Raw genomic sequence first — 20,895 nt, 5'->3', positions numbered from 1 at the left:
GGCCCTCCTCGGGCTGGGCCGGCAGGCCCAGGCTCGGTCCGCCTCGGTCCAGCCCTCACCGTGATCCCTTCGGTCCCCTCGGCGTCCTCGGCGGGGGTGGGGGAGGCGGTGGCGGAGGCGGCGGACCCTCCTCCGGGCCGGACGGCGGCCGCTCACCGGGGCGCGGGCCGGGGCGTGGACCCGCGGGCCGTCGCGGCGAGCGGGGAGGCGGTCCGATCGGCCGGACCACGGTCGGGGCGCCGTAGACGTCGTCCGGTCCCGGCGGCACGCCGGGCGGCCGCCCGGCCGTCGCCGGGGGCTCGTCCCGCCGGGAGCTCTCGTACGACCTCGACTGCCCGGCCCGGTCGGCAGGCGGCGGTCCCGGTCGCGCGTCCTCCGCGTCCAGCAGCCCTTCCGGGAGGCGCAGGTAGGGATTGGTCGCTGGATTCGGCGGCCGGTACGAGGCGCTCGGCGCATACGGCCCGGTCCGCTCACCCGAGTCCCCCGAAGGCCGAGGGCCCCCGCCGGAGGCGCCGACCGCCGTGCCTCCCGTGCCTCCCGCGTATCCCATGTCACCCCGTGCCAGTGGCGCCGCCCGCCCTCCCGCGGCCCCCGTGGCACAGGCCAGCAGCGCACCGGCGGCCCCGGCCCCCGCGCCCCACACAGCACCGAGCAGCAACGCCATGCCGAGGCGTCCGTGCAGCTCGATCCCGGCCCCGAAGGCGTCGAAGCCCAGCACGGACAGCGAGGCGTCGACGGACACCTCCGTCAGCCAGGCGATCAACGGCAATGCCAGGGCGGTCGCCACTCCCAGCCGCACGGCACACCGCCCGACGAACCCGGCGACCCAGGACCCCCGCCCACCGGCACCTCCTGCCCCAACAGCCTCATCCACTCCGGAGGGCCCCGCTCCGCCCCCTGCACCCGCACTTCGTCCAGCCCCTGCCATGGTCCCTGCCAGCGCCGCCGCCCCGCCGGGCCCCGCAACCCCGCCGGACCCCGCAGTCCGCCCAGTCCCTCCAGTCCCTCCAGGCCCCCCGCCCTGCCCACCTCGCGCAGCGCCGTCGGTCCCCCCGATCCCCCTGGTCCCCCCAGCCGTCCCGAGTCCCGCCGACCCCATCGCCCCCACCGGCGTCCGTACGGCCGTCATGACCCCCGCCAGCAGCATCATCAGTGCCGCCGCCACTCCCAGCAGCCACACCCGTCCGTCCAGCTCGGCCAGTCGGCCCAGCGTCACCGGCTGTTCGGTGCTGACGCCGAGCAGGTCGTCCAGCGGGTCCGGGAGGAGGTTCGTCAGTGCGCCGGTCGCCTGCCCGTCCCACGGGACGAACAGACCGATCGGGATGCCCAGCCAGACCCCGTTCGGCGCGCCGAGCAGCGCGGCGCCCGCGATCCGCTTGGGGTGGTCGTCGCCGATCGCCGCGTAGGCCGCCGCGGCGAACCCGGCCGCCACGGCCACCAGCAGCACCGTGACGACGGCGGACACGGCCGGCCGCACCACGCGGTGCACCGCCTCCCAGCCGCGCGGCAGCGGCGTGCGGCGCGAGGCCAGCAGGGCGATCAGCAGGATGCCGAGCGACCAGCCGAGGCCGCCGAGCAGCGTGGGCACCGTGTCGACGGTGAAGCCGACCGCCGCCTTCGCGTCGACCAGGTCACCGAGCCGGTCGGGCAGCAGCCCCCCGATGTCCCCGACGTCGCCGAGCCCGGGGATCTCCAGGCCGCCGCCCCCGCCCCCGCCCCCGCCCCCGCCTCCGCCTCCGCCGGGGAGGTCGTCCAGGCCCAGCGAGCTTCCGTCGAGCGTGATGACGTCGTGCCCCGCCCAGGCCAGTCCGCCGAGCATCGCCACGAACAGCGCGACCACCGCGCCGACGCGCGCGACGAGTTCGGCCGGGGCGATCACGACTCCGGCCGTGCGCAGGGACCGTAGGAAGAGCCACGACAGCAGCAGCGCACCCACCAGGCTCACCCCCAATGGCGTGATCTCGATGGCCGTGTTCGCCTCCGCGCCCGTCAGCCCGAACGCGGAAACGTCGCCGGACGGAGTCACCGAGCCGCCGGCCCCCAGCGCCACCGCCGCCGCCGTCATCGGGCCCAACGAGCCCGCCGAGTCCGCTCCCAGCAGATGCAGCCCGAGCGCGGCCGTCCCCGCCATTCCGATCAACGCCCAGCTCACCGCGGCGATCGCGCCCAGGAGTACGTCCGTCCACGGCACGCCCCCACCGCGCGCCACGCTTCCACTGCCTTCGACACCTGTGCCGGCCCTCATGCAGACCCCCCGATCCGCGGCGCGCAGCGGCGAAGATCGCCGCTTCCGTCCCCCTCGCGTGCGTTTACCACTCTCCGGCCGGGTTTCAACCCCGTCAACGGGAACGGCCGATACGCTCGCGCACGCTCTTCACAAGGCCCGACTTTCGGTCAGGGGGCCGCTACTGAAATAGTTCCCCCCGATGTTCGACATCCCTAGACTCCCCGTTGATGGGGCTATTCGGGGGACAACTCAGTGGGGCTGGAGTGCCGGAACTCGTACTGGAATTGAACGGACGCACCTGGACGCTCGATCCGTCCAGGCCATACACCCTCGGACGTGATCCGCAGGGTGACATCGTCCTCGAAGACGCCAGGGTCTCCTGGCGCCATGCCACGGTCAGCTTCAACGGCCGCAGTTGGGTCATCGAGGACCACGGCAGCACCAACGGCACGTTCGCGCAGGGGCAGCGGATCCATCAACTGGAGATCGGCCCCGGCTCGGCGCTGCACCTGGGCAACGCGACCGACGGACCGCGGCTGAACCTGTCGGGAGCGCAGGCACCTGCCGCGCAGCCCCAGCAGCAGCCGTACGCGGCGCAGGCGGCGAACCCGGGCTGGGCCCAACAGGCCCCGCAGGCGCAGCAGCCCCCGCAGGCCGGCTGGCAGCCGCCGCAGCAGGGGCAGCAGCCGCCGTCGATCCCGCAACAGCAGGGCCCCGGCGTCGGCGCGGGGGCGCCGCCGGTCTACGGCGACCGCAGCCCCACCACGTTCCACCAGTTCTCCCTCGGCCGTGTGATGCGCATCGGCCGTGCCCTGGAGAACGAGCTGGTCGTCTCCGACCTGCAGGTCTCGCGCCATCACGCCGAGTTCCACTCGACGCCCGACGGCCGTATGGAGATCCGCGACCTCGGCTCGCACAACGGCACCTACGTCAACGGCCAGCCGATTCCCAAGGGCGGCTCGGTCCAGCTGGGCCCGACCGACATCGTCGGCGTCGGCCACTCGACGTTCCGGATCATCGCCGACCGGCTCGAGGAGTTCGTCGACACCGGTGAGGTCTCCTTCTCGGCCCGCCATCTGACCGTCACGGTCGACGGCGGCAAGCAGATCCTGAAGGACGTCTCGTTCGGCGTCCCGGAGAAGTCGCTGATCGCGGTCATCGGACCGTCGGGTTCCGGCAAGTCGACCCTGCTCAAGGCGCTGACGGGGTACCGGCCCGCCAACCAGGGCGACGTCCTCTACGACAACCGCAACCTCTACAAGCAGTTCGCCGAACTGCGTCAGCGCATCGGTCTGGTCCCGCAGGACGACATCCTGCACAAGGAACTGACCGTCAAGAAGGCCCTCAAGTACGCGGCCAAGCTCCGCTTCCCCGCCGACACCACGGCGGCCGAGCGCGACGCCCGCATCGACGAGGTGCTGCGCGAGCTGAAGCTGGACATCCACAAGGAGAAGAAGGTCACTTCTCTCTCCGGCGGCCAGCGCAAGCGCGTCTCGGTGGCTCTGGAGCTGCTCACCAAGCCGTCGCTGATCTTCCTGGACGAGCCGACCTCCGGCCTCGACCCGGGCATGGACCGCGACGTCATGCAGCTGCTGCGCGGCCTCGCCGACGACGGCCGCACGGTCCTGGTCGTCACCCACTCCGTGGCCGAGCTCGCGATCTGCGACAAGCTGCTCGTGATGGCGCCCGGCGGCAGCGTCGCCTACTTCGGCCCGCCCGAGGAGGCGCTGAACTTCTTCGGCTACGACACTTGGGCCGACGTCTTCTCCGCCTTTGAGAACTACCGCGACTACGACTGGGCGGGACGCTGGAAGGGCTCGCAGCACTACCAGATGTACGCCGCGGACATCGACGCCATCGCGCCGCAGTCCGTACAGATGCCGCCGATGCAGGCGATGAGGCCACCGAAGCCGCAAGGCTGGATGTCCCAGTTCGTCACGTTGGTGCGCCGCTATGTGTCGGTGATCGCGTCCGACAAGGGCTTCCTCGCCCTCACGGTGATCCTGCCGGTGGTCCTCGGCGCGGTCAGTCTGCTGATCGACTCCGGGAACAGTCTGCTGCCCAACCCGGTCAACCCGAAGAGCGGCCGGATCATCCCCAACGGCACCGCCACCACCGTGCTGCTGATCCTCGCGGTCGGCGCCTGCTTCGCGGGCGCGGCGAACTCCGTCCGTGAACTGATCAAGGAACGGGTCATCTACGAGCGGGAGCGGGCCACCGGCCTGTCGCGCTCGGCGTATCTGATGTCCAAGGTGTTCGTGCTCGGTCTGGTCACGGTGTTCCAGGGGCTGCTGGTCGGCGTCATCGGCTTCTCCAGCCGGGAGATCCCCACCGAGGGCCTGGTCTTCGGCAGCGCCACGCTGGTGGAACTGTGCGTGCCGGTCATGGCGCTCGGCTTCACCTCGATGATGTTCGGCCTGGTCATCTCCTCGCTGGTGAAGACGGCCGAGAAGACCATGCCGCTGCTGGTCATGTTCGCGATCATCCAGGTCGTGTTCACCGGCTGCCTGTTCACCCTGAACGGCGCGGTCGGCGTCAACGAGTTCTCGTATCTGATGCCCTCGCGCTGGGCGGTCGCGGCGGCCGGCGCCACGCTGGACTTCAACAAGATCAGCCCGCCGAAGGACGGCGGCGAGACGGACCCGCTGTGGGAGCACACCGTCGGCGCCTGGGGCCTGGACATGGTCGCCCTGATCGCGATCGGCGTGGTCTGCGGCTTCTTCGTGGCCCGCTTCCTGCGTCGCCACGAGCCCGAGGTCATGCGCAAGTAGTCACGCGGACCGATCGGGCGGCGACGGCCGTACGACGCCGGAGGGCGGCACCCCTGATGTGGGGTGCCGCCCTCCGGCGTGTGCGACAGCTGCTCAGTACGCGCTGTTGACGTTGTCGATCGTGCCGTACTTGTCGGCGGCGTAGTTCGCGGCGGCCGTGATGTTGGCTACCGGGTCGTAGATGTTCCAGGACGTGCCGGAGACGTGGTACGCCGCGAACGTGGGCGGGATCACCTGCAGCAGGCCCTTGGACGGGATGCCGTTGATGGCGTTGATGTCCCAGTCGTTGATCGCGTTCGGGTTGCCCGAGGACTCCCGCATGATGTTCTTGTGCAGGCCGTGGTAGCTGCCCGGGATGCCCTTGGACTTCATGATGTCCAGGGACTCCTTGATCCAGCCGTCGAGGTTGTTGGCGTAGCTCTTGGCGGCGACCTGCTTGACCACGGCGCGCTTGGCGGACCGGCTCGCGGCCTCCTTCGCCTTGCGCGCGGCCGCGGCCTTCTTCTTGGCGGCGGCCTCGGCGGCCGCCTTCTTCTTCGCGGCGGCCTTCTCGGCGACGGCCTTCGCCGCGGCGGCCTTCTTCTTCGCGGCGGCGTCCGCTGCGGCCTTCTTCTTGGCCTCGATGGCGTCGACCTTCACGCTCGCCCCGGCCAGCTGGTCGGTGACGCTGGCCTTGACGTCCTGCACCGGCTTGGAGCTGTAGGCGACCCGGGCCGAGGAGACGGCGTCCGTCGTGGTCGTCTGCGCGTCGGCCGGCACCACGGAGAAGGCGAGGGCTGCGGTGCCGAGGGTGGCAGCAGCGGCGATCGCGATCTTGTGAGTGTTCTTGGGCATGGCGGAAGGACCTCTTCGAATAGCGCGGAGGTCGCTCACTTCGTCCGACGGCGGACAGCGGGTGCTTTCGGCAGGAACGCCGCGGGGGGAACCCCACGGCGCTGAGCGACGAGAGCAATTCTTAGCGGCCGCAAAATGCCCAGGCAAAGGTGTGACGTACGATCCTCGATAGTGGATCAGGGAAGGGCAAAACGGGACAGATAGAACCATCTGTCCCGTTCATGTGGGCCCCCTTTATCTCCTATTGCCCCTAGTACGTGATGTGCGCCCTATGCGCGGGCTCACATGGGACCCCACCCGTTCTCACCGCTAGTTGCCAAAGCAATGCTCTGCGTCAGCGGCCTGGCGGGGGCTGTCGGCGCTGGTCGTCGCCCTCCGCCGGGAGGATGAGGTGCACATCGCCGAACTCGTGCCACAGATAGCGCCCGCGCAACGCCTCGTCGTAGCCCCGGTCGATCGCCGCCCGCCCCGCCACCGCCTCCAGCATCAGCAGATGCGAGGCCTCCGGCTCGTGCAGCCCGGTCAGCAGCCCGTCCACCGCCCGCACCCCGCGCGCGGGAGTGACGACGAGATCCGTCCACCCCGCACGCGCGCGTACGACCCCGTCCGCCCCGGCCGCGGACTCCACCGCCCGCACGGCCGTGGTCCCGACCGCCACCACCCGCCCGTCCCCGGCCCGCACCGCGTTGATCAGCCGCGCCGACGCCTCCGGCACCGCGAACCGCTCCGGATACGGCGGCTCGTGCGCCTCCGCCGAGGCGACCCCGGTGTGCAGCGTGATCGGCGCGAACTGCACCCCCCGGCTCACCAGCTCCGCCACCAGCCCCGCGGTGAAGGGCCGCGCCGCACTCGGCATCTCCGCGCTGCCCGCCCCGTCGGCCGACGGCAGCGCGAACACCGTCTGATACACGGAGAGCGGCTGATCCCGCTCCGTATAGGAGTAGCGAATGGGCCGCCCGTGCTCCCGCAGCAGCCCCGGCACCGCCCCGCCGCCTCCCGCTCCGCCGGGCGACACCCGCGCCCACCACAGCCGCCCGCTCCCCGGGCTCAGCGGCTCCTCCAGGACCAGCCGCACGCCGCCGGGCAGCCGCACCCGCGCCCCCGCCGGTCCGCCCGCACGCACGCGTGTGGTGCCCTTCCCGTCCGGGTCCCGCAGCTCTACGGCCCACCGCCCGTCGTCCCCGCGCGTGGAGAAGTGCACCACCACGCGCGCGTGCCCGATCCGCCCGTCCACGGCCGCCGCCAGCGTCCCCGAGGTGTTCACCACGAGCAGGTCCCCGGCCCGCAACAGACACGGCAGCTCCCGGAACGCGTGATGCGCCACATCCGTCCCCCGCGACACCAGCAGCCGTACGTCGTCCCGGCCCCGCCCCGGCCCGCGCTGCTCGGCCGGCACCCGCGCCGACAGCTCCTGCGGCACCCTCCCCCACTCTCGCCCCGGCTCGAGCGGGGGGACCCCCATGGCCAGCGTCATCGCCGTCCCTCCAGCAGGGCGGGCGCCCCGTAGCGCCCGCTCGCCGGACGCTCGTCCAACAGCCGCAGGAAGGCCGGCGCCACCTCGGCCGGCTCCGGCCGAGGGCCGTCGTCGTCCGGCACCGCCGCCGCGTACAGCTCCGTGGCCATGTCCCCGGGGTCCACCGCCCACACCCGCAGCGACGGCTCCTCCTCGCCGAGCACCGCCGCGAGATGGTCCAGGGCCGCCTTGGACGCCCCGTAGCCGCCCCATGTCTCGTACGCCTCGGCGGCCGCGTCCGAACTGACGGTGATCACCGCGCCCGACGGCGCGGCGCTAAGCAGCGGCAGCGCCTCCTGGACCAGCCCCAGCGCCGCCACGACGTTCACCTCCAGCGCCCGCCGCAGCCCGTCCAGGGGCAGCTCCGCCAGCCGCACCAGCGGCTCGGCGCCCAGCGCGCTCGCGTTGTTCACCACCAGGTCGCATCCGCCGAGCTCCCAGGCCGCCGCGACCAGCTCGACCCGGTGCGCAGGATCGGTGACGTCCCCCGCACGGGCCTCGACCCGGGTCCCGAGCGCCGCCACGGCCGCCGCCGTCTCCTTCAGCACCTCCGCCGTTCTGGCGTCCAGCACCAGATCCCAGCCCCGCGCGGCCAGCGCCTCGGCCAGCGCCCGCCCCAGCCCCTTCGAGGCCCCCGTGATGATCGCTACCGGCATGACAACCGTCCCCTCGTCCGACCGCCCCGCTCGGCGGTACCCCCAACCTAGGAACCGGCCCCCCACCCCCGCCTCGGACGCGGGACCGGGCCGAGAGGGGCCCTTCGTCGTACACCCGAGCACCCGGTCCCTTCGCCCTGGATCGCAGGACCCGGGACCTCCGGCCTAGGTCTCCCGCCCCACCCAGGGCCGTCACAGGTCCGATCCGCGCTGTCACACCCCGCCGGTACCGTGAGGACATGAGTCAAGGCCCCCGGTCCGGCCTCGCCGCGGTGAGCTCCGCGCTGCTGGCCATGAGCAGGCACCTGGAGGTGCGCGACGTCCTCAAGACGATCGTCGCCTCCGCCCGCGAACTGCTGGGCGCGCAGTACGCCGCCCTCGGCGTCCCCGACGACCACGGGGGCTTCGCACAGTTCGTCGTCGACGGCGTCAGCGACCAGCAGTGGAAGGCCATCGGCCCGCTGCCCCGCCAGCACGGCATCCTCGCGGCGATGCTGCACGAGGCCAGGCCCGAGCGCCTCGCCGACGTCCGCAAGGACCCCCGCTTCGAGGGCTGGCCGTCCGCCCACCCGGAGATGTCCGACTTCCTGGGCCTGCCCATCAGGGACGGCGACGAGGTCATCGGCGCCCTGTTCCTCGCCAACAAGAACTGTCCCAAGCCGCACGGTGGCTGCGGCTTCACGGAGGACGACGAGGAACTGCTCTCGATCCTCGCCCAGCACGCCGCGATAGCCCTCACCAACGCCCGCCTGTACGAGCGCAGCCGCGAACTGACGATCGCCGAGGAACGCTCCAGGCTGGCCCACGAACTGCACGACGCGGTCAGCCAGAAGCTGTTCTCCCTGCGCCTGACGGCCCAAGCCGCCGCCGCCCTCGTCGACCGCGACCCCTCGCGCGCCAAGGGCGAGCTGCAGCAGGTCGCGGCGCTCGCCGCGGAGGCGGCCGACGAGCTGCGCGCCGCGGTCGTGGAGCTGAGACCGGCCGGGCTCGACGAGGACGGCCTGGTCGCCACCCTCCGCACCCAGATCCAGGTCCTCGACCGCGCCCACACCGCGCGCGTGACCTTCACCAGCCACGGTGTGCGCGCCCTGCCCGCCGCCCAGGAGGAGGCCCTGCTGCGGGTCGCCCAGGAGGCCCTGCACAACGCCTTGCGCCACTCCGGCGCGGAGCATGTGGAGGTGATCCTCCGCAAGCGCGGCCAGGACACGGTCCTGCGTGTCACGGACGACGGCGGCGGCTTCGACCCGACGACGGTCCGCCGGGCCGGCCGCCACCTCGGCCTGGTGTCGATGCGGGACCGGGCGAGCGGCGTCGGCGGCACGCTCATGGTGGAATCGGCGCCCGGCAAGGGCACCACGATCGAGATGGAGGCTCCCGGTGGCTGACGCAATCAAGGTGCTGCTCGTCGACGACCATCAGGTCGTCCGCCGGGGTCTGCGCACCTTCCTGGAGGTACAGGACGACATCGAGGTCGTCGGCGAGGCCGCCGACGGCGCGGCAGGAGTCGCCCTCGCCGAGGAGCTGAAACCCGACATCGTCCTGATGGACGTCAAGATGCCGGGCATGGACGGCGTCGAGGCCCTCCGCAAGCTGCGCGAAGCGGCCAACCCCGCGCGCGTGCTGATCGTCACCAGCTTCACCGAACAGCGCACCGTGGTCCCCGCCCTGCGCGCGGGCGCCGCCGGATACGTCTACAAGGACGTCGATCCCGACGCCCTGGCCGGCGCCATCCGCTCGGTGCACGCCGGCCACATCCTGCTCCAGCCGGAGGTCGCCGACGCCCTGCTGTCCCAGGACGAAGCCAACTCGGGCCAGGGGAGAGGCGGTTCGCTCACCGAGCGGGAGCGCGAGGTGCTCGGCCTGATAGCGGACGGCCGCTCCAACCGCGAGATCGCCCGCGCCCTGGTCCTCTCCGAGAAGACCGTCAAGACGCACGTCTCCAACATCCTGATGAAGCTCGACCTCGCGGACCGCACCCAGGCCGCACTGTGGGCCGTACGCCACGGCGTGGCCGGCTGACGACCGGCGCGGGCAACATGGAAGGTTAACTTCCGATCCGAGATTCATACCGTCGTGGGAATGTCCCCCGGACGGCGCATCCTTCGTCGATCTCCGCCGTTCTCCAGTGCGTGCCGCGGCGACTGCCGCGGCCATCGCGAGGAGGGCTCAGAAGTGAAGAACCTGAAGAAGGCAGCGGCTGTGACGATGGTGGCCGGCGGCCTGGTCGCCGCGGGCGCCGGCATGGCCTCCGCCACCGACGGCGCCACCGCCCTCGGCGAGGCCAAGGGCTCGCCGGGCGTCGTCTCGGGCAACCTCGTCCAGGCCCCGGTGCACGTCCCGGTCAACGTGGTCGGCAACAGCGTGAACGTCATCGGTGCGCTGAACCCCGCCTTCGGCAACCTGGGCCTCAACCACTGAGGTCCGGCCCGCACCCGCACTGACCTCCGGCCTCCCCCGGCCCCCACCGGGGGAGGCCGGTCCGCTTGCCGCCCAGGGCCTGTCCGGCGCCGGTCGGCGACACCGCCAACCTCATCGCCCTCCTGAACCCGGCCTTCGGCGACACGGGCGTCAACCGGTGAGGTGGCCGCCGCAGCGAGAAAGGGGCCCCGCGTCGTCCTCGACGCGGGGCCCCTTTCTCACGCCGGTGCCGGCACCCACCAGCCCGTCCGGGGGCAGAGCCCCCGGCAAACGCTCACCGAACCCCCCGCTCCCGCTCCTCCACAACGGAGTTGTACGCCGCGACAAGCGCCCGCCGAGCCGTCCGCTCGACCGGCCGCAACGCCTCGGCCCGCGCCGCCATCTCGGCGGAGCTGACCGCCCCGCCGTGCCCGTGCTCCGACGCGAGGGCCACCAGCAGCCCCACCCGCTGCGCCAGCTCCAGCACCCGCACCGCCCGCGGCGGATACCCCGGCGCGAGCACCTCCCGCCCCGCGTCGGCCCGAGCCCGGTACGCATCGATCGCCGCCTCCGCCACCGGCCCGGACCCCGCCACGTCCAGCTGCGTCAGCACCGCCGTGGCGTCCCGCAACGCCTCCGCCAGCTCCCGCTCCGCCTCGCCCAGCGACGGCACATCGGCCGGCGGAGCCTCCCGCACCGGCAGACAGTGCCAGACGACCTCGACATGTACGTCGCCCTCGGGCCCGGCCTCGTACACCTCCGGCACCAGCCCGTACCCGGCGCCGTGGCAGACCACCGCCTCCTCCGCCTCCAGCGCCCGCGCGTTGAACTCCGGCGGACCGCTCAACCCCAGCGGATGCCCCGGCGCGGGCAGCGCCACCCGCAGCCCGCTCACCCCGAGCGCCCGCAGCCGCCCCAGCGCCAGCGTCAGCCCGACGGGCGCCGATTCCCCGGGCAGCCCCTCCACCCGGTGGACGGCGTCCTCCCCGACGATCGCGAGTACGGCGTCGTCCGGCGAGACAAATCCGGCCAACAGGGCATTTCCCCAAGCGGCAAGGCGACCAGAGCGCGGTTCCGAGAGCATGCCCCCACCCTAAGGACCGGACCGATGGAACGGGTCGCCCGACCGGTGGCGTAGATTTTCCCGAGGGGGCCGCGCCCACCCACGCGCGGCGGTCCGACCCACAGACGTCCGCGACAAACCGACCGGCCACACTGCAAGGGGAGACAACGCGCTCATGAGCGATGTTCTGGAGCTTCAGGACGTATCCGTGGTCCGCGAGGGCCGGGCTCTTGTGGACCAGGTCTCCTGGTCGGTCAAAGAAGGCGAGCGCTGGGTCATCCTCGGTCCCAACGGGGCCGGCAAGACGACCCTCCTGAACATCGCCTCCACCTACCTCTTCCCGAGCGCCGGCACCGTCTCCGTCCTCGGCGAGCCCCTCGGCAAGCCCGGCACCGACGTCTTCGAGCTGCGCCCGCGCGTCGGCATGGCCGGCATCGCCCTCGCCGACAAGCTCCCCAAGCGCCAGACCGTCCTGCAGACCGTGCTCACCGCCGCCTACGGCATGACGGCCGGCTGGCAGGAGGAGTACGAGGACATCGACGAACAGCGCGCCCGCGCCTTCCTCGACCGCCTCGGCATGAGCGACTACCTCGACCGGAAGTTCGGCACCCTCTCCGAGGGCGAGCGCAAGCGCACCCTGATCGCCCGCGCCCTGATGACCGACCCCGAACTGCTCCTCCTCGACGAGCCCGCCGCCGGCCTCGACCTCGGCGGCCGCGAGGACCTCGTACGCCGTCTCGGGCGCCTGGCCCGCGACCCCATCGCCCCCTCGATGATCATGGTCACGCACCACGTCGAGGAGATCGCCCCCGGCTTCACCCACGTCCTCATGATCCGCCAGGGCAAGGTCCTCGCCGCCGGTCCCGTCGAGCTCGAGCTCACCTCCCGCAACCTCTCCCTCTGCTTCGGCCTCCCGCTCGTCGTGGAACAGGTCGGCGACCGCTGGACGGCGCAGGGCCTGCCGCTGTCCTGACCGCTCCTTCTGCGCCCTGTCGGAGGCGGGACCCCCGGCCCTACCATGACGGTGTGAACGACATCGACGCATGGGTGTGGTGGCTCGTCGGCGCGGCAGCGCTCGGAATCCCGCTCGTGGTGACCGCGATGCCCGAGTTCGGCATGTTCGCGGTCGGCGCGGTGGCCGCGGCGATCGTGGCAGGCCTCGGGTTCGGAGCCGTCGCCCAGGTGCTCGTCTTCGTCGTCGTCTCCGTCGCCCTCATCGCCGTCGTACGCCCCATCGCGACCCGGCACAGCAAGCAACGGCCCCAACTCGCCACCGGCATCGACGCGTTGAAGGGCAAGCAAGCCGTCGTGCTGGAGCGGGTCGACGGCTCCGGCGGCCGCATCAAGCTCGCCGGCGAAGTATGGTCGGCGCGCGCACTCGACACCGACCGCGCCTACGACGTGGGGCAGGAGGTCGACGTCGTGGAGATCGAGGGAGCCACCGCGATCGTCATCTGACCTTGTACAACTCCCGCACCACGTAAGTGAACCGAACACCTCGCGAGCCGCACGACGGTCTGACAGACTCGACCAGCAAGATCTTCAACAGACATAAGATCTTCCGAAAGCGCTGAGGCGGAGAAGGGTACGGGGAGCCGACGATGGAACCGGTCATCATCGTCCTGGTCATTCTGGTGGTGTTGGTCTTCATCGCCCTGATCAAGACGATCCAAGTCATCCCGCAGGCCAGCGCCGCCATCGTGGAGCGCTTCGGCCGCTACACACGGACGCTGAACGCGGGACTCAACATCGTCGTTCCGTTCATAGACACCATCCGCAACCGCATCGACCTGCGCGAACAGGTCGTGCCGTTCCCGCCGCAGCCGGTGATCACCCAGGACAACCTGGTCGTGAACATCGACACGGTCATCTACTACCAGGTGACCGACGCCCGGGCCGCCACCTACGAGGTCGCCAGCTACATCCAGGCGATCGAGCAGCTCACCGTCACCACCCTGCGCAACATCATCGGCGGCATGGACCTCGAACGGACCCTGACCTCCCGCGAGGAGATCAACGCGGCCCTGCGCGGCGTCCTCGACGAAGCCACCGGCAAGTGGGGCATCCGCGTCAACCGCGTGGAACTGAAGGCGATCGAGCCCCCGACCTCCATCCAGGACTCGATGGAGAAGCAGATGCGCGCCGACCGTGACAAGCGCGCCGCGATCCTCACCGCGGAAGGCGTCCGCCAGGCCGCCATCCTCACCGCCGAAGGCGAGAAGCAGTCCCAGATCCTGCTCGCCGAAGGTGAGGCCAAGGCCGCCGCGCTGCGCGCCGAGGGCGAGGCCCAGGCCGTCCGCACGGTCTTCGAGGCGATCCACGCCGGCGACCCGGACCAGAAGCTCCTCTCCTACCAGTACCTCCAGATGCTCCCGAAGATCGCCGAGGGCGACGCCAACAAGCTCTGGATCGTCCCCAGCGAAATCGGCGACGCGCTCAAGGGGTTGTCCGGCGCCATGGGCAACTTCGGCCCCTTCGGCGGCAATTCAGGTGGCAACTCGGGCGGCAACAGCGGCAACAGCGGCAACCGAGGCAACGGCGACGGTGGCGGCGAACGCCGGGAGAAGCCGTCGATCGACTGACCGGCACACGACCGGGGCCCACCTCCGCTGCTCGGGAGGTGGGCCCCGGTCATGCACGGGCACGGTCGGCCTACGCGGCGTCCACCGTCAGCCAGTCCGGCAGCGCGGCCAGGTCGTCCTGCCCCAACGCCAGCAGCATCGCGTCCGCAGGCGTCGGCTCGAACGGCTGCCGCAGCAACGGCATCTCCGCCTGCTCCGGAGTCCGGTCCGCCTTACGGTGGTTGTCCTCCGCGCACGAGGCGACCGTGTTCAGCCACGAGTCCTGACCACCCTGCGCCCGCGGCACCACGTGGTCCACGGTCGTCGCCCGACGACCGCAGTACGCGCACCGGTGCCGGTCCCTGACCAGCACACCCCGCCTCGACCACGGCGCTTGTCTTCGGAAGGGCACCCGTACATACCTGCACAGCCTGATCACCCGGGGCGCCGGAATGTCCAACTCCGCGCCACGCATCCGCAGTTCGGGGTGGGCCTGCTCGACGACGGCCTTGTCCTGGAGCACCAGAACGACGGCTCGGTTCAACGTCACCGTCGACAGCGGCTCGAAGCTCGCGTTCAGTACCAGCGTGTCCCGCATACCAGCCCACCTCCTGTGTGCACCGGCCCACCCCCTGGCGGACTGGGATCAACTCTGGCCGGGCACGCCGAGATGGACAACGCAATATCTGCTGCTCCACGAGGGGTGACCCCCGCGACCCCCGGCAACAAAATGCCCGCCCCTGATCACTTCCAAGACCAGGGGCGGGCAAACGTTCAATGAACGATGAGCTGACTCATCCCTCCTTGGGATGTTCGTACTCACCGATCAGCTGAGCGCGGCCGATCGCGTGGAAGCGCAGGTTGAAGCCCACGACGGCGGGCGAGGCGTCCGCGTCCGGACCGAGCTTCTCCTGGTCCACCGCGTACACCGTGAACACATACCGGTGCGGCCCGTCCCCGGGCGGCGGCGCGGCCCCGCCGAAGTCCTTGCCGCCGTAGTCGTTGCGCGCCTGGACGGCACCCTTCGGCAGCCCCTCGAACGTGCCGCTGCCCGCACCGGCCGGCAGCTCGGTCACCGACGCCGGGATGTCGAACAGCACCCAGTGCCAGAACCCGCTGCCCGTCGGAGCGTCGGGGTCGTAGCAGGTCACGGCGAAGCTCTTGGTCCCGGCCGGGAACCCCTCCCACCGCAGCTGCGGCGAGAGGTTCCCCGCCGCGTGCACCTGGGCGTCCTTGAGCGTCGCCCCCTCCTGCACATCCTCGCTCGTGACCGTGAACGACGGCACCGGCGGATGGAAATCGTGGGGCAGCGGCCGCCTCTTCAGCTCGGTCACCTCGACACCTCCTGCTAGATCGGAAAGGCACTCCATGCCTCCCTCCGGAGCCTACGACCTTCCGAGAGCCCACGACTCCCACGACCTTCACACCGTCACATACCGTTGCCCGATGCCCTATCGGAGATCGTTGACCAACCGGGGACGCCGAAGAGCCCTGGCCGCCGTCCTGCTGTCCGTGGCCACCACCCTCGTCGCCGCACCCGCCGCGGACGCGAGCGGCACCCGGACCTCCGACGACAGACTCGTCGGCACCCAACAGACCCTCTTCCGCTCCGGCACCGGCGGCTACGGCTGCTTCCGCATCCCCACCCTCATACGCACCAAGGCAGGCACCCTCCTCGCCTTCGCCGAAGGCCGCGCCTCCCCGTCCTGCGCCGACCGCGGCCCCATCGACATCGTCGTACGACGCTCCACCAACGACGGCCGCACCTGGGGCCCGATCAGAGCCGTCCTGGCCGGCAGCGCCACCGACCCCGAAGCGCCGTACACCCGCGACAACGCCACCCCCGTCGCCGACGAGACCACCGGAGACGTCTTCCTCGTCTCCACCGGCGAACCCGCCACCCGCGGCACGCGCCTGCCATACGTCCAGAAGAGCACCGACGACGGCCTCACCTTCGACGCCCCGCGCGCCCTGCCCCGGCTCAGCGGCAGGACCAGCGGCTGGTTCGCCACCGGCCCCGCACACGGCATCCAGCTCCGGACCGGACCCGAAGCCGGCCGTCTCGTCGTCAGCGCCTACGAGAGCCCCAACGCCACGACCCAACTGGCCGGCGTCCTCTACAGCTCCGACCACGGCGAGACCTGGCAGACGAGCACCACCGAGAACTCCTACGTCGCAGGCGAGCTCAAGCCCACCGAGACCGCGCTCGCCGAACTCGACAACGGCGACCTCTACCTCGCCGCCCGCAACGAGCAGGACGACACCAAGCCGCACCGCACCCACGTGATCAGCACCGACGGCGGCACGACCGTAGGACGCCACACCGTCGCGAACCTCACCACACCCCAGATCCAGGCCTCCGTCCTCACCCTGCGCCACACCTACCAGGACCACCCCGGCGACACCCTCGTCCTGGCCGCCCCCAGCGGCAGCACCGGCCGCGAGAAGATGCGCATCCGCTACTCCACCGACCGCGGCACGACCTGGACCGACGCCCCCGCCGGTCAGCTCAACGCGGCCCGCGCCGGCTACTCCGACCTCGCCGAACTCACCGGCGGCGAACTCGGCCTGGTCTACGAGGGCGGCACGGACTTCTCCGCCGCCAACATCTACTTCAACCGCTTCGCCCCGACGGCCATCGGACTCCCCGGCACCTTCGACGGCGCCGTCCTCCCACAGCCCACCCCCGACGCCGGCCCCACCACCCCCGACACCACACCGGACGCCAACGACGCCTACCTCACCGGCACCGCCGCAGCCGTCAGCGGCAGATTCCGGCAGGCCCTGAACTTCCCCGCCGGCGGCCACGCCGACCTCCCCTACAGCCCCACGATCGACCCCGGCCCCGACGACGTCACCTACTCCCTCTTCTTCAACCACCAGGCCACCTCCACCACACCCCAACGGGCCCTGCTGTGGGCCTACGGCCACAACTCCGCCGCCCCACAGCTCTGGATCCGCGCCATCCCCAAGGACAACCAGATCGTCGCCTGGATCCAGGGCTCCGGCACCAGGGTCAGCCTCACCCTCCAGGCCCCGGCCGGCTCCGCGGCCTACGGCGACGGCGCCTGGCACCACCTCACCCTGGTCCGCTCCGGCAGCCAGGTCCGCCTCGCCGTCGACGGCACCACCGTCAACGGCACCGGCCTGACCGGCACCCTCACCGCACCCCGCGCCTCCGGCGTCGACGGCATCCGCCTCGGCGCCAAACCCGACGCCACCGCCGGCGACACCTTCACCGGCGCCCTCGACGAGTTCCGCCTCTACCGCACCGCCCTCACCGACGCCCAGCTCACCGAACTACGCACCAAGAACACCACCGCCGCGGCGGAGAACACCCTCACGGCCCACCTCCCCTTCCAGACCGTCGACACCGCCACCGACCCCGCACTCACCACGGTCGCCATCGAGGACGACATCTCCGCCAACTGCGCCGACGCGACCCTGCTGCTCGGCTCCGGCGCCACCCCGCGTGTCACCACCACCGCCCGCATGGGCCTCGGCGCCCTCCCCGTCGCCACGGACCGCCCGGGCCTCGAAGTCCCCTACGTACCCGCCCTGGACACCGGCGACGACGACTTCACCCTCACCCTCTGGTTCCGCTACACCGCCACCCCCACCACCCTCAACGCCGCCCTCCTGTGGGCCTACGGCTCCACCACGGGCCAACCCTCCCTCTGGATCCGCGCCCGCCCCCAGAACGACGAGCTCTACGCCTGGGCCGAAACGGACCAGGGCAAGGTCAACTTCTCCCTCCCCGACCCCGACACCGCCCGCACGGCCTTCGGCGACGACCAGTGGCACCTGCTGACCGCCACCCGCGCCGGAACCACCCTCACCGTCTCCGTCGACGCCGCCCACACCCAGCACGCCGCCGGCCTGACCGGCTCCTTCACCGCCGGCCGCACCACCGTCCCCGGCCTGCGCCTGGGCTCCCGCCCCGGCACCACCGAGATCCTCACCGGCACCCTCGACGACTTCCGCCTCTACGACCGCGCCCTCACCGACACCGAACTCGCCAAGATCGCCGCCCCGACCTCGGGCACCGGCGCCTACCCCGCCGGCAGCAGGATCTGGTGGTCCATGGAGAACGGCACCACCCAGTCCCACGACGTCACACGCCCGGCCACCGGCCCCGCCACCCCGGACGCCTCCGCCCACTGCAACCACGCCCACGTCCGCGGCAACCCCGCCCTCTCCACAGCCTCGGGCGCCTTCGGCAGCGGACTCGACCTCGACGGAACCGACGACTCCGTCGAACTCCCGTACACCGACTCCAAGGCCCTCGGCTCCGGCGACTTCACCCTCGCCACCTGGCTCCGCTACGACGCCACCACGGCCACCGGCATACCGGTCCTCGCCTGGGCCTACGGCCAGGGCGCCACCGAACGCCAGCTCTGGCTCCGCGCGGAACCGGGAGCGGGCCGCTTGGCCGCACTCGTCCAGACGGAGAACGCGGCCACCACGGCCTACGCCCCGGACACCCCGTTCCGCACCGGCACCGAGTGGCACCACGTCGTCCTCCAACGCAAGGGAACCCAACTGACCCTCTCCGTCGACGGCACGACCGGCACCCCCGGCACCGTCCCCACCGGCTCCCTCACCTACGGCGACGCCTTTGACGTGACCGGCGTGCACCTCGGCGTCCGCCCCGACGGCGCGGCCTCGACCCGCCTCAAGGGATCCCTGGACGAGTTCCGTCTGATCCGCCGCGCCCTCACCGCGGACGAGCTCACCGCCCTGCGCGAGACGAACACCGACCCCACGGACCGGTCCACGGTCGTCCACCTCTCCTTCGAGAAGATCACTGCGCAGGGCTACGCCCGCATGTAGGACAGCGAGGGCCCGGAGTGCCGTACGGCACTCCGGGCCCTCGCTGTGTGTTCAGCCCCTGGGTCTCAGAACCAGTTGCGCTTGCTGCCGACCTCGGACAGCCACTGGTTGAGGTAGCCCGCCCAGTCGGTCTGCTGGTAGTCCTGCTGTCCCACCTGGAACGAGCGGAAGGTGTCACTGCCCTCGCTGAACAGCCCGGGCTTCTTGTCCATCTCCAGCACGACGTCCATCGCGTGCTCGTCGGCCACGAAGCTCAGCTCGACCTGGTTGAGCCCCCGGTACTGCGACGGCGGGAAGAACTCGATCTCCTGGTAGAACGGCAGCTTCTGCCGCGTACCCCGGATGTGACCGCGCTCGAGGTCTGCGTTCTTGAAACGGAAGCCCAGCTGGATGAAGGCGTCCAGGATGGCCTTCTGCGCCGGCAACGGGTGCACGTTGATCGGGTCCAGGTCACCGGAGTCCACGGCGCGGGCGATCTCGAGCTCCGTGGTCACACCGATGTGCATGCCACGCAGCGTCTGACCGTCGATCGTCGTGACCGGCGTCTCCCACGGGATCTCCAGCCCGAACGGCACCGCGTGCACGGCACCGGCCTGCAGCTCGAAGGCGCCACCGAGCCGCAGCTTCGTGAATTCGATGTCCTGCTTGTACTCCTGGTCGCCGCTCTCGACCTCGACCTTGGCCTGCAGCCCGACCGACAGCCCCTCGATCTGCTGGTTCACGGACCCGCCCTGGATCCGCACCTCGCCCTGGACGACGCCGCCCGGAACGACGTTGACCTCGGTCAGCACCGTCTCGACCGAAGCTCCGCCGGCCCCCAGACTCGCGAGCAGCTTCTTGAACGCCATGACTCTCCCTAACTACGACCTTCGGACGGGATCCCTCGATCCCTACAAACGCGATCCGGACGTGGCCGGTTCCGCGTCCCACACCCTGGCAAGCCGAGCGCCCGCTGACCACCCCGACGCACCCACCTGTCGGTGCCACCTGTCTGCACTACGCTCGGCGGGCATGATCGCGACCCCCGACCGTACGCCCCTCCCCAGGACCTTCTTCGACCGCCCTGTCCTGGCAGTGGCCCCCGATCTCCTCGGCCGCCTCCTCGTCCGTACGACCCCCGAGGGTCCGATCACCCTGCGCCTCACAGAGGTCGAGGCCTACGACGGCCCGAACGACCCGGGATCCCACGCCTATCGCGGCCCCACGGCCCGCAACGGCGTGATGTTCGGTCCGCCCGGACACGTGTACGTCTACTTCACCTACGGCATGTGGCACTGCATGAACCTCGTCTGCGGCCCGGAGGGCAGGGCGAGCGCCGTCCTGCTGCGCGCCGGCGAGATCGTCGAGGGCACCGAGGCGGCGCGCAAACGTCGACTCTCGGCCCGAAATGACAAGGAACTGGCCAAAGGCCCCGCCCGCCTGGCCACCGCCCTGGACGTGGACCGAGCCCTCGACGGCACCGACGCCTGCGCCACCGGAGACACCCCGCTGAAGATCCTGACCGGCACCCCGGTCCCCTCCGACCAGGTACGCAACGGCCCGCGCACGGGAGTCTCCGGCGACGGGGCCGTCCACCCCTGGCGGTACTGGGTCGCCGACGACCCGACGGTGAGCCCGTATCGGGCCCATGCCCCCAAGCGCCGACGAAGTTGACTCGCTGTTGGCCTGCGCGTAACGTAGCCCGAGCCGCTTGAACCGGGTACGGCAATCGCCAGCAGCCGGAAGCGGCCAACCCACTACCTACGACGCCCCTACAACGGGAGCGAATTCGGCGTGCCCGCATGCCCGAATTCGAACTCGGCGGAACTCGATTATGAGTTGCGGAGGGAATCGGCTAACGTAGTGAATGTCGAAAGGCCGACGGACGAAAGTCCAAAGCCCAAGGCAATCCCGCCGACAGGGAATCGGATCAAGAAAAGGATCTGATAGAGTCGGAAACGCAAGGCCGAAGGGAAACTGCCCGGAGGAAAGCCTGAGAGTGTCTCGGGTGAGTACAAAGGAAGCGTCCGTTCCTTGAGAACTCAACAGCGTGCCAAAAAT

18 protein-coding genes are annotated in these 20,895 nt (G+C 71.2%); 10 read left to right on the top strand and 8 right to left on the bottom strand.

The window, feature by feature from the left end; translation table 11 throughout:
• Window positions 1-55: 55 nt before the first annotated feature.
• Entirely contained in the window at window positions 56-2,245 is a 2,190-nt protein-coding gene (locus tag ABZ725_RS35975; protein ID WP_358806616.1) for a streptophobe family protein, read from the bottom strand.
• A gap of 245 nt (window positions 2,246-2,490) precedes the next feature.
• Between ABZ725_RS35975 and ABZ725_RS35970 the strand changes: the two genes are divergently transcribed.
• Window positions 2,491-4,998, top strand: a complete 2,508-nt coding sequence (locus ABZ725_RS35970) for an FHA domain-containing protein (RefSeq protein ID WP_358806615.1) — start codon at window positions 2,491-2,493, stop codon at window positions 4,996-4,998.
• A 93-nt stretch (window positions 4,999-5,091) separates the two neighbouring features.
• On the opposite strand, the gene ABZ725_RS35965 is transcribed toward ABZ725_RS35970, so the two are convergent.
• From ABZ725_RS35965 to ABZ725_RS35955, 3 genes are all read right to left on the bottom strand, one after another.
• The gene (locus ABZ725_RS35965) at window positions 5,092-5,832 is read right to left on the bottom strand and encodes a transglycosylase SLT domain-containing protein (protein ID WP_358806614.1); all 741 of its coding nucleotides are present in this window, start codon (window positions 5,830-5,832) and stop codon (window positions 5,092-5,094) included.
• 334 nt (window positions 5,833-6,166) lie between these two features.
• Complete coding sequence (locus ABZ725_RS35960) at window positions 6,167-7,306, bottom strand: S-adenosylmethionine:tRNA ribosyltransferase-isomerase (RefSeq protein WP_358806613.1); 1,140 nt, start codon at window positions 7,304-7,306, stop codon at window positions 6,167-6,169.
• Window positions 7,303-8,001, bottom strand: a complete 699-nt coding sequence (locus ABZ725_RS35955) for an SDR family oxidoreductase (protein ID WP_358806612.1) — start codon at window positions 7,999-8,001, stop codon at window positions 7,303-7,305. Before ABZ725_RS35955 ends, ABZ725_RS35960 begins: the two co-directional genes overlap by 4 nt.
• Window positions 8,002-8,240: 239 nt before the next feature.
• On the opposite strand from ABZ725_RS35955, the gene ABZ725_RS35950 reads away from it, so the two are divergent.
• From ABZ725_RS35950 to ABZ725_RS35935, 4 genes are all read left to right on the top strand, one after another.
• Complete coding sequence (locus tag ABZ725_RS35950; protein ID WP_358806611.1) at window positions 8,241-9,386, top strand: GAF domain-containing sensor histidine kinase; 1,146 nt, start codon at window positions 8,241-8,243, stop codon at window positions 9,384-9,386.
• The gene (locus ABZ725_RS35945) at window positions 9,379-10,020 is read left to right on the top strand and encodes a response regulator transcription factor (protein WP_351908234.1); all 642 of its coding nucleotides are present in this window, start codon (window positions 9,379-9,381) and stop codon (window positions 10,018-10,020) included. Before ABZ725_RS35950 ends, ABZ725_RS35945 begins: the two co-directional genes overlap by 8 nt.
• A 153-nt stretch (window positions 10,021-10,173) precedes the next feature.
• The gene (gene chpE / locus ABZ725_RS35940) at window positions 10,174-10,419 is read left to right on the top strand and encodes a chaplin ChpE (protein WP_358806610.1); all 246 of its coding nucleotides are present in this window, start codon (window positions 10,174-10,176) and stop codon (window positions 10,417-10,419) included.
• A 65-nt stretch (window positions 10,420-10,484) separates the two neighbouring features.
• Window positions 10,485-10,580 (top strand): chaplin family protein, encoded by a 96-nt coding sequence (locus tag ABZ725_RS35935; protein ID WP_358806609.1) that lies wholly within the window; start codon window positions 10,485-10,487, stop codon window positions 10,578-10,580.
• A 113-nt stretch (window positions 10,581-10,693) separates the two neighbouring features.
• On the opposite strand, the gene ABZ725_RS35930 is transcribed toward ABZ725_RS35935, so the two are convergent.
• A complete protein-coding gene (locus ABZ725_RS35930) occupies window positions 10,694-11,482 on the bottom strand; it encodes a hypothetical protein (RefSeq protein ID WP_351908230.1) in 789 nt (262 codons plus the stop codon).
• 154 nt (window positions 11,483-11,636) lie between these two features.
• Between ABZ725_RS35930 and ABZ725_RS35925 the strand changes: the two genes are divergently transcribed.
• From ABZ725_RS35925 to ABZ725_RS35915, 3 genes are all read left to right on the top strand, one after another.
• Window positions 11,637-12,434 (top strand): ABC transporter ATP-binding protein, encoded by a 798-nt coding sequence (locus ABZ725_RS35925; protein WP_351908228.1) that lies wholly within the window; start codon window positions 11,637-11,639, stop codon window positions 12,432-12,434.
• Window positions 12,435-12,487: 53 nt separating this feature from the next.
• The gene (locus tag ABZ725_RS35920; protein ID WP_358806608.1) at window positions 12,488-12,919 is read left to right on the top strand and encodes an NfeD family protein; all 432 of its coding nucleotides are present in this window, start codon (window positions 12,488-12,490) and stop codon (window positions 12,917-12,919) included.
• A 143-nt stretch (window positions 12,920-13,062) separates the two neighbouring features.
• The gene (locus tag ABZ725_RS35915) at window positions 13,063-14,043 is read left to right on the top strand and encodes an SPFH domain-containing protein (RefSeq protein WP_358806607.1); all 981 of its coding nucleotides are present in this window, start codon (window positions 13,063-13,065) and stop codon (window positions 14,041-14,043) included.
• A 70-nt stretch (window positions 14,044-14,113) separates the two neighbouring features.
• On the opposite strand, the gene ABZ725_RS35910 is transcribed toward ABZ725_RS35915, so the two are convergent.
• Together ABZ725_RS35910 and ABZ725_RS35905 are read right to left on the bottom strand one after the other, a co-directional pair.
• Window positions 14,114-14,620: an HNH endonuclease gene (locus ABZ725_RS35910; protein ID WP_358806606.1), complete on the bottom strand. Its 507-nt coding sequence runs from the start codon at window positions 14,618-14,620 to the stop codon at window positions 14,114-14,116.
• A gap of 196 nt (window positions 14,621-14,816) precedes the next feature.
• On the bottom strand, window positions 14,817-15,356 hold the full coding sequence (locus tag ABZ725_RS35905) for a YbhB/YbcL family Raf kinase inhibitor-like protein (protein WP_358806605.1): 540 nt from the start codon (window positions 15,354-15,356) through the stop codon (window positions 14,817-14,819).
• A 112-nt stretch (window positions 15,357-15,468) separates the two neighbouring features.
• Here ABZ725_RS35905 and ABZ725_RS35900 point away from each other — a divergent pair, with 112 nt between their 5' ends.
• Window positions 15,469-18,855, top strand: a complete 3,387-nt coding sequence (locus ABZ725_RS35900; protein WP_358806604.1) for a LamG-like jellyroll fold domain-containing protein — start codon at window positions 15,469-15,471, stop codon at window positions 18,853-18,855.
• Window positions 18,856-18,920: 65 nt separating this feature from the next.
• Here ABZ725_RS35900 and ABZ725_RS35895 read toward each other — a convergent pair whose 3' ends face one another.
• The gene (locus ABZ725_RS35895) at window positions 18,921-19,703 is read right to left on the bottom strand and encodes a sporulation protein (protein WP_351921051.1); all 783 of its coding nucleotides are present in this window, start codon (window positions 19,701-19,703) and stop codon (window positions 18,921-18,923) included.
• A 163-nt stretch (window positions 19,704-19,866) separates the two neighbouring features.
• Here ABZ725_RS35895 and ABZ725_RS35890 point away from each other — a divergent pair, with 163 nt between their 5' ends.
• Window positions 19,867-20,508 carry a DNA-3-methyladenine glycosylase gene (locus ABZ725_RS35890; protein WP_358806603.1) on the top strand — a complete coding sequence of 214 codons (642 nt, stop codon included), beginning with the start codon at window positions 19,867-19,869 and terminating at the stop codon, window positions 20,506-20,508.
• The last annotated feature ends 387 nt before the right edge of the window (window positions 20,509-20,895 follow it).

Origin of the sequence: Streptomyces sp. NPDC006872 (assembly GCF_040635845.1) — a bacterium.
Lineage (GTDB): Bacteria > Actinomycetota > Actinomycetes > Streptomycetales > Streptomycetaceae > Streptomyces.
The sequence above is the reverse complement of the archived record's forward strand: the minus strand, read 5'-3'. Positions and strand labels throughout refer to the sequence as shown.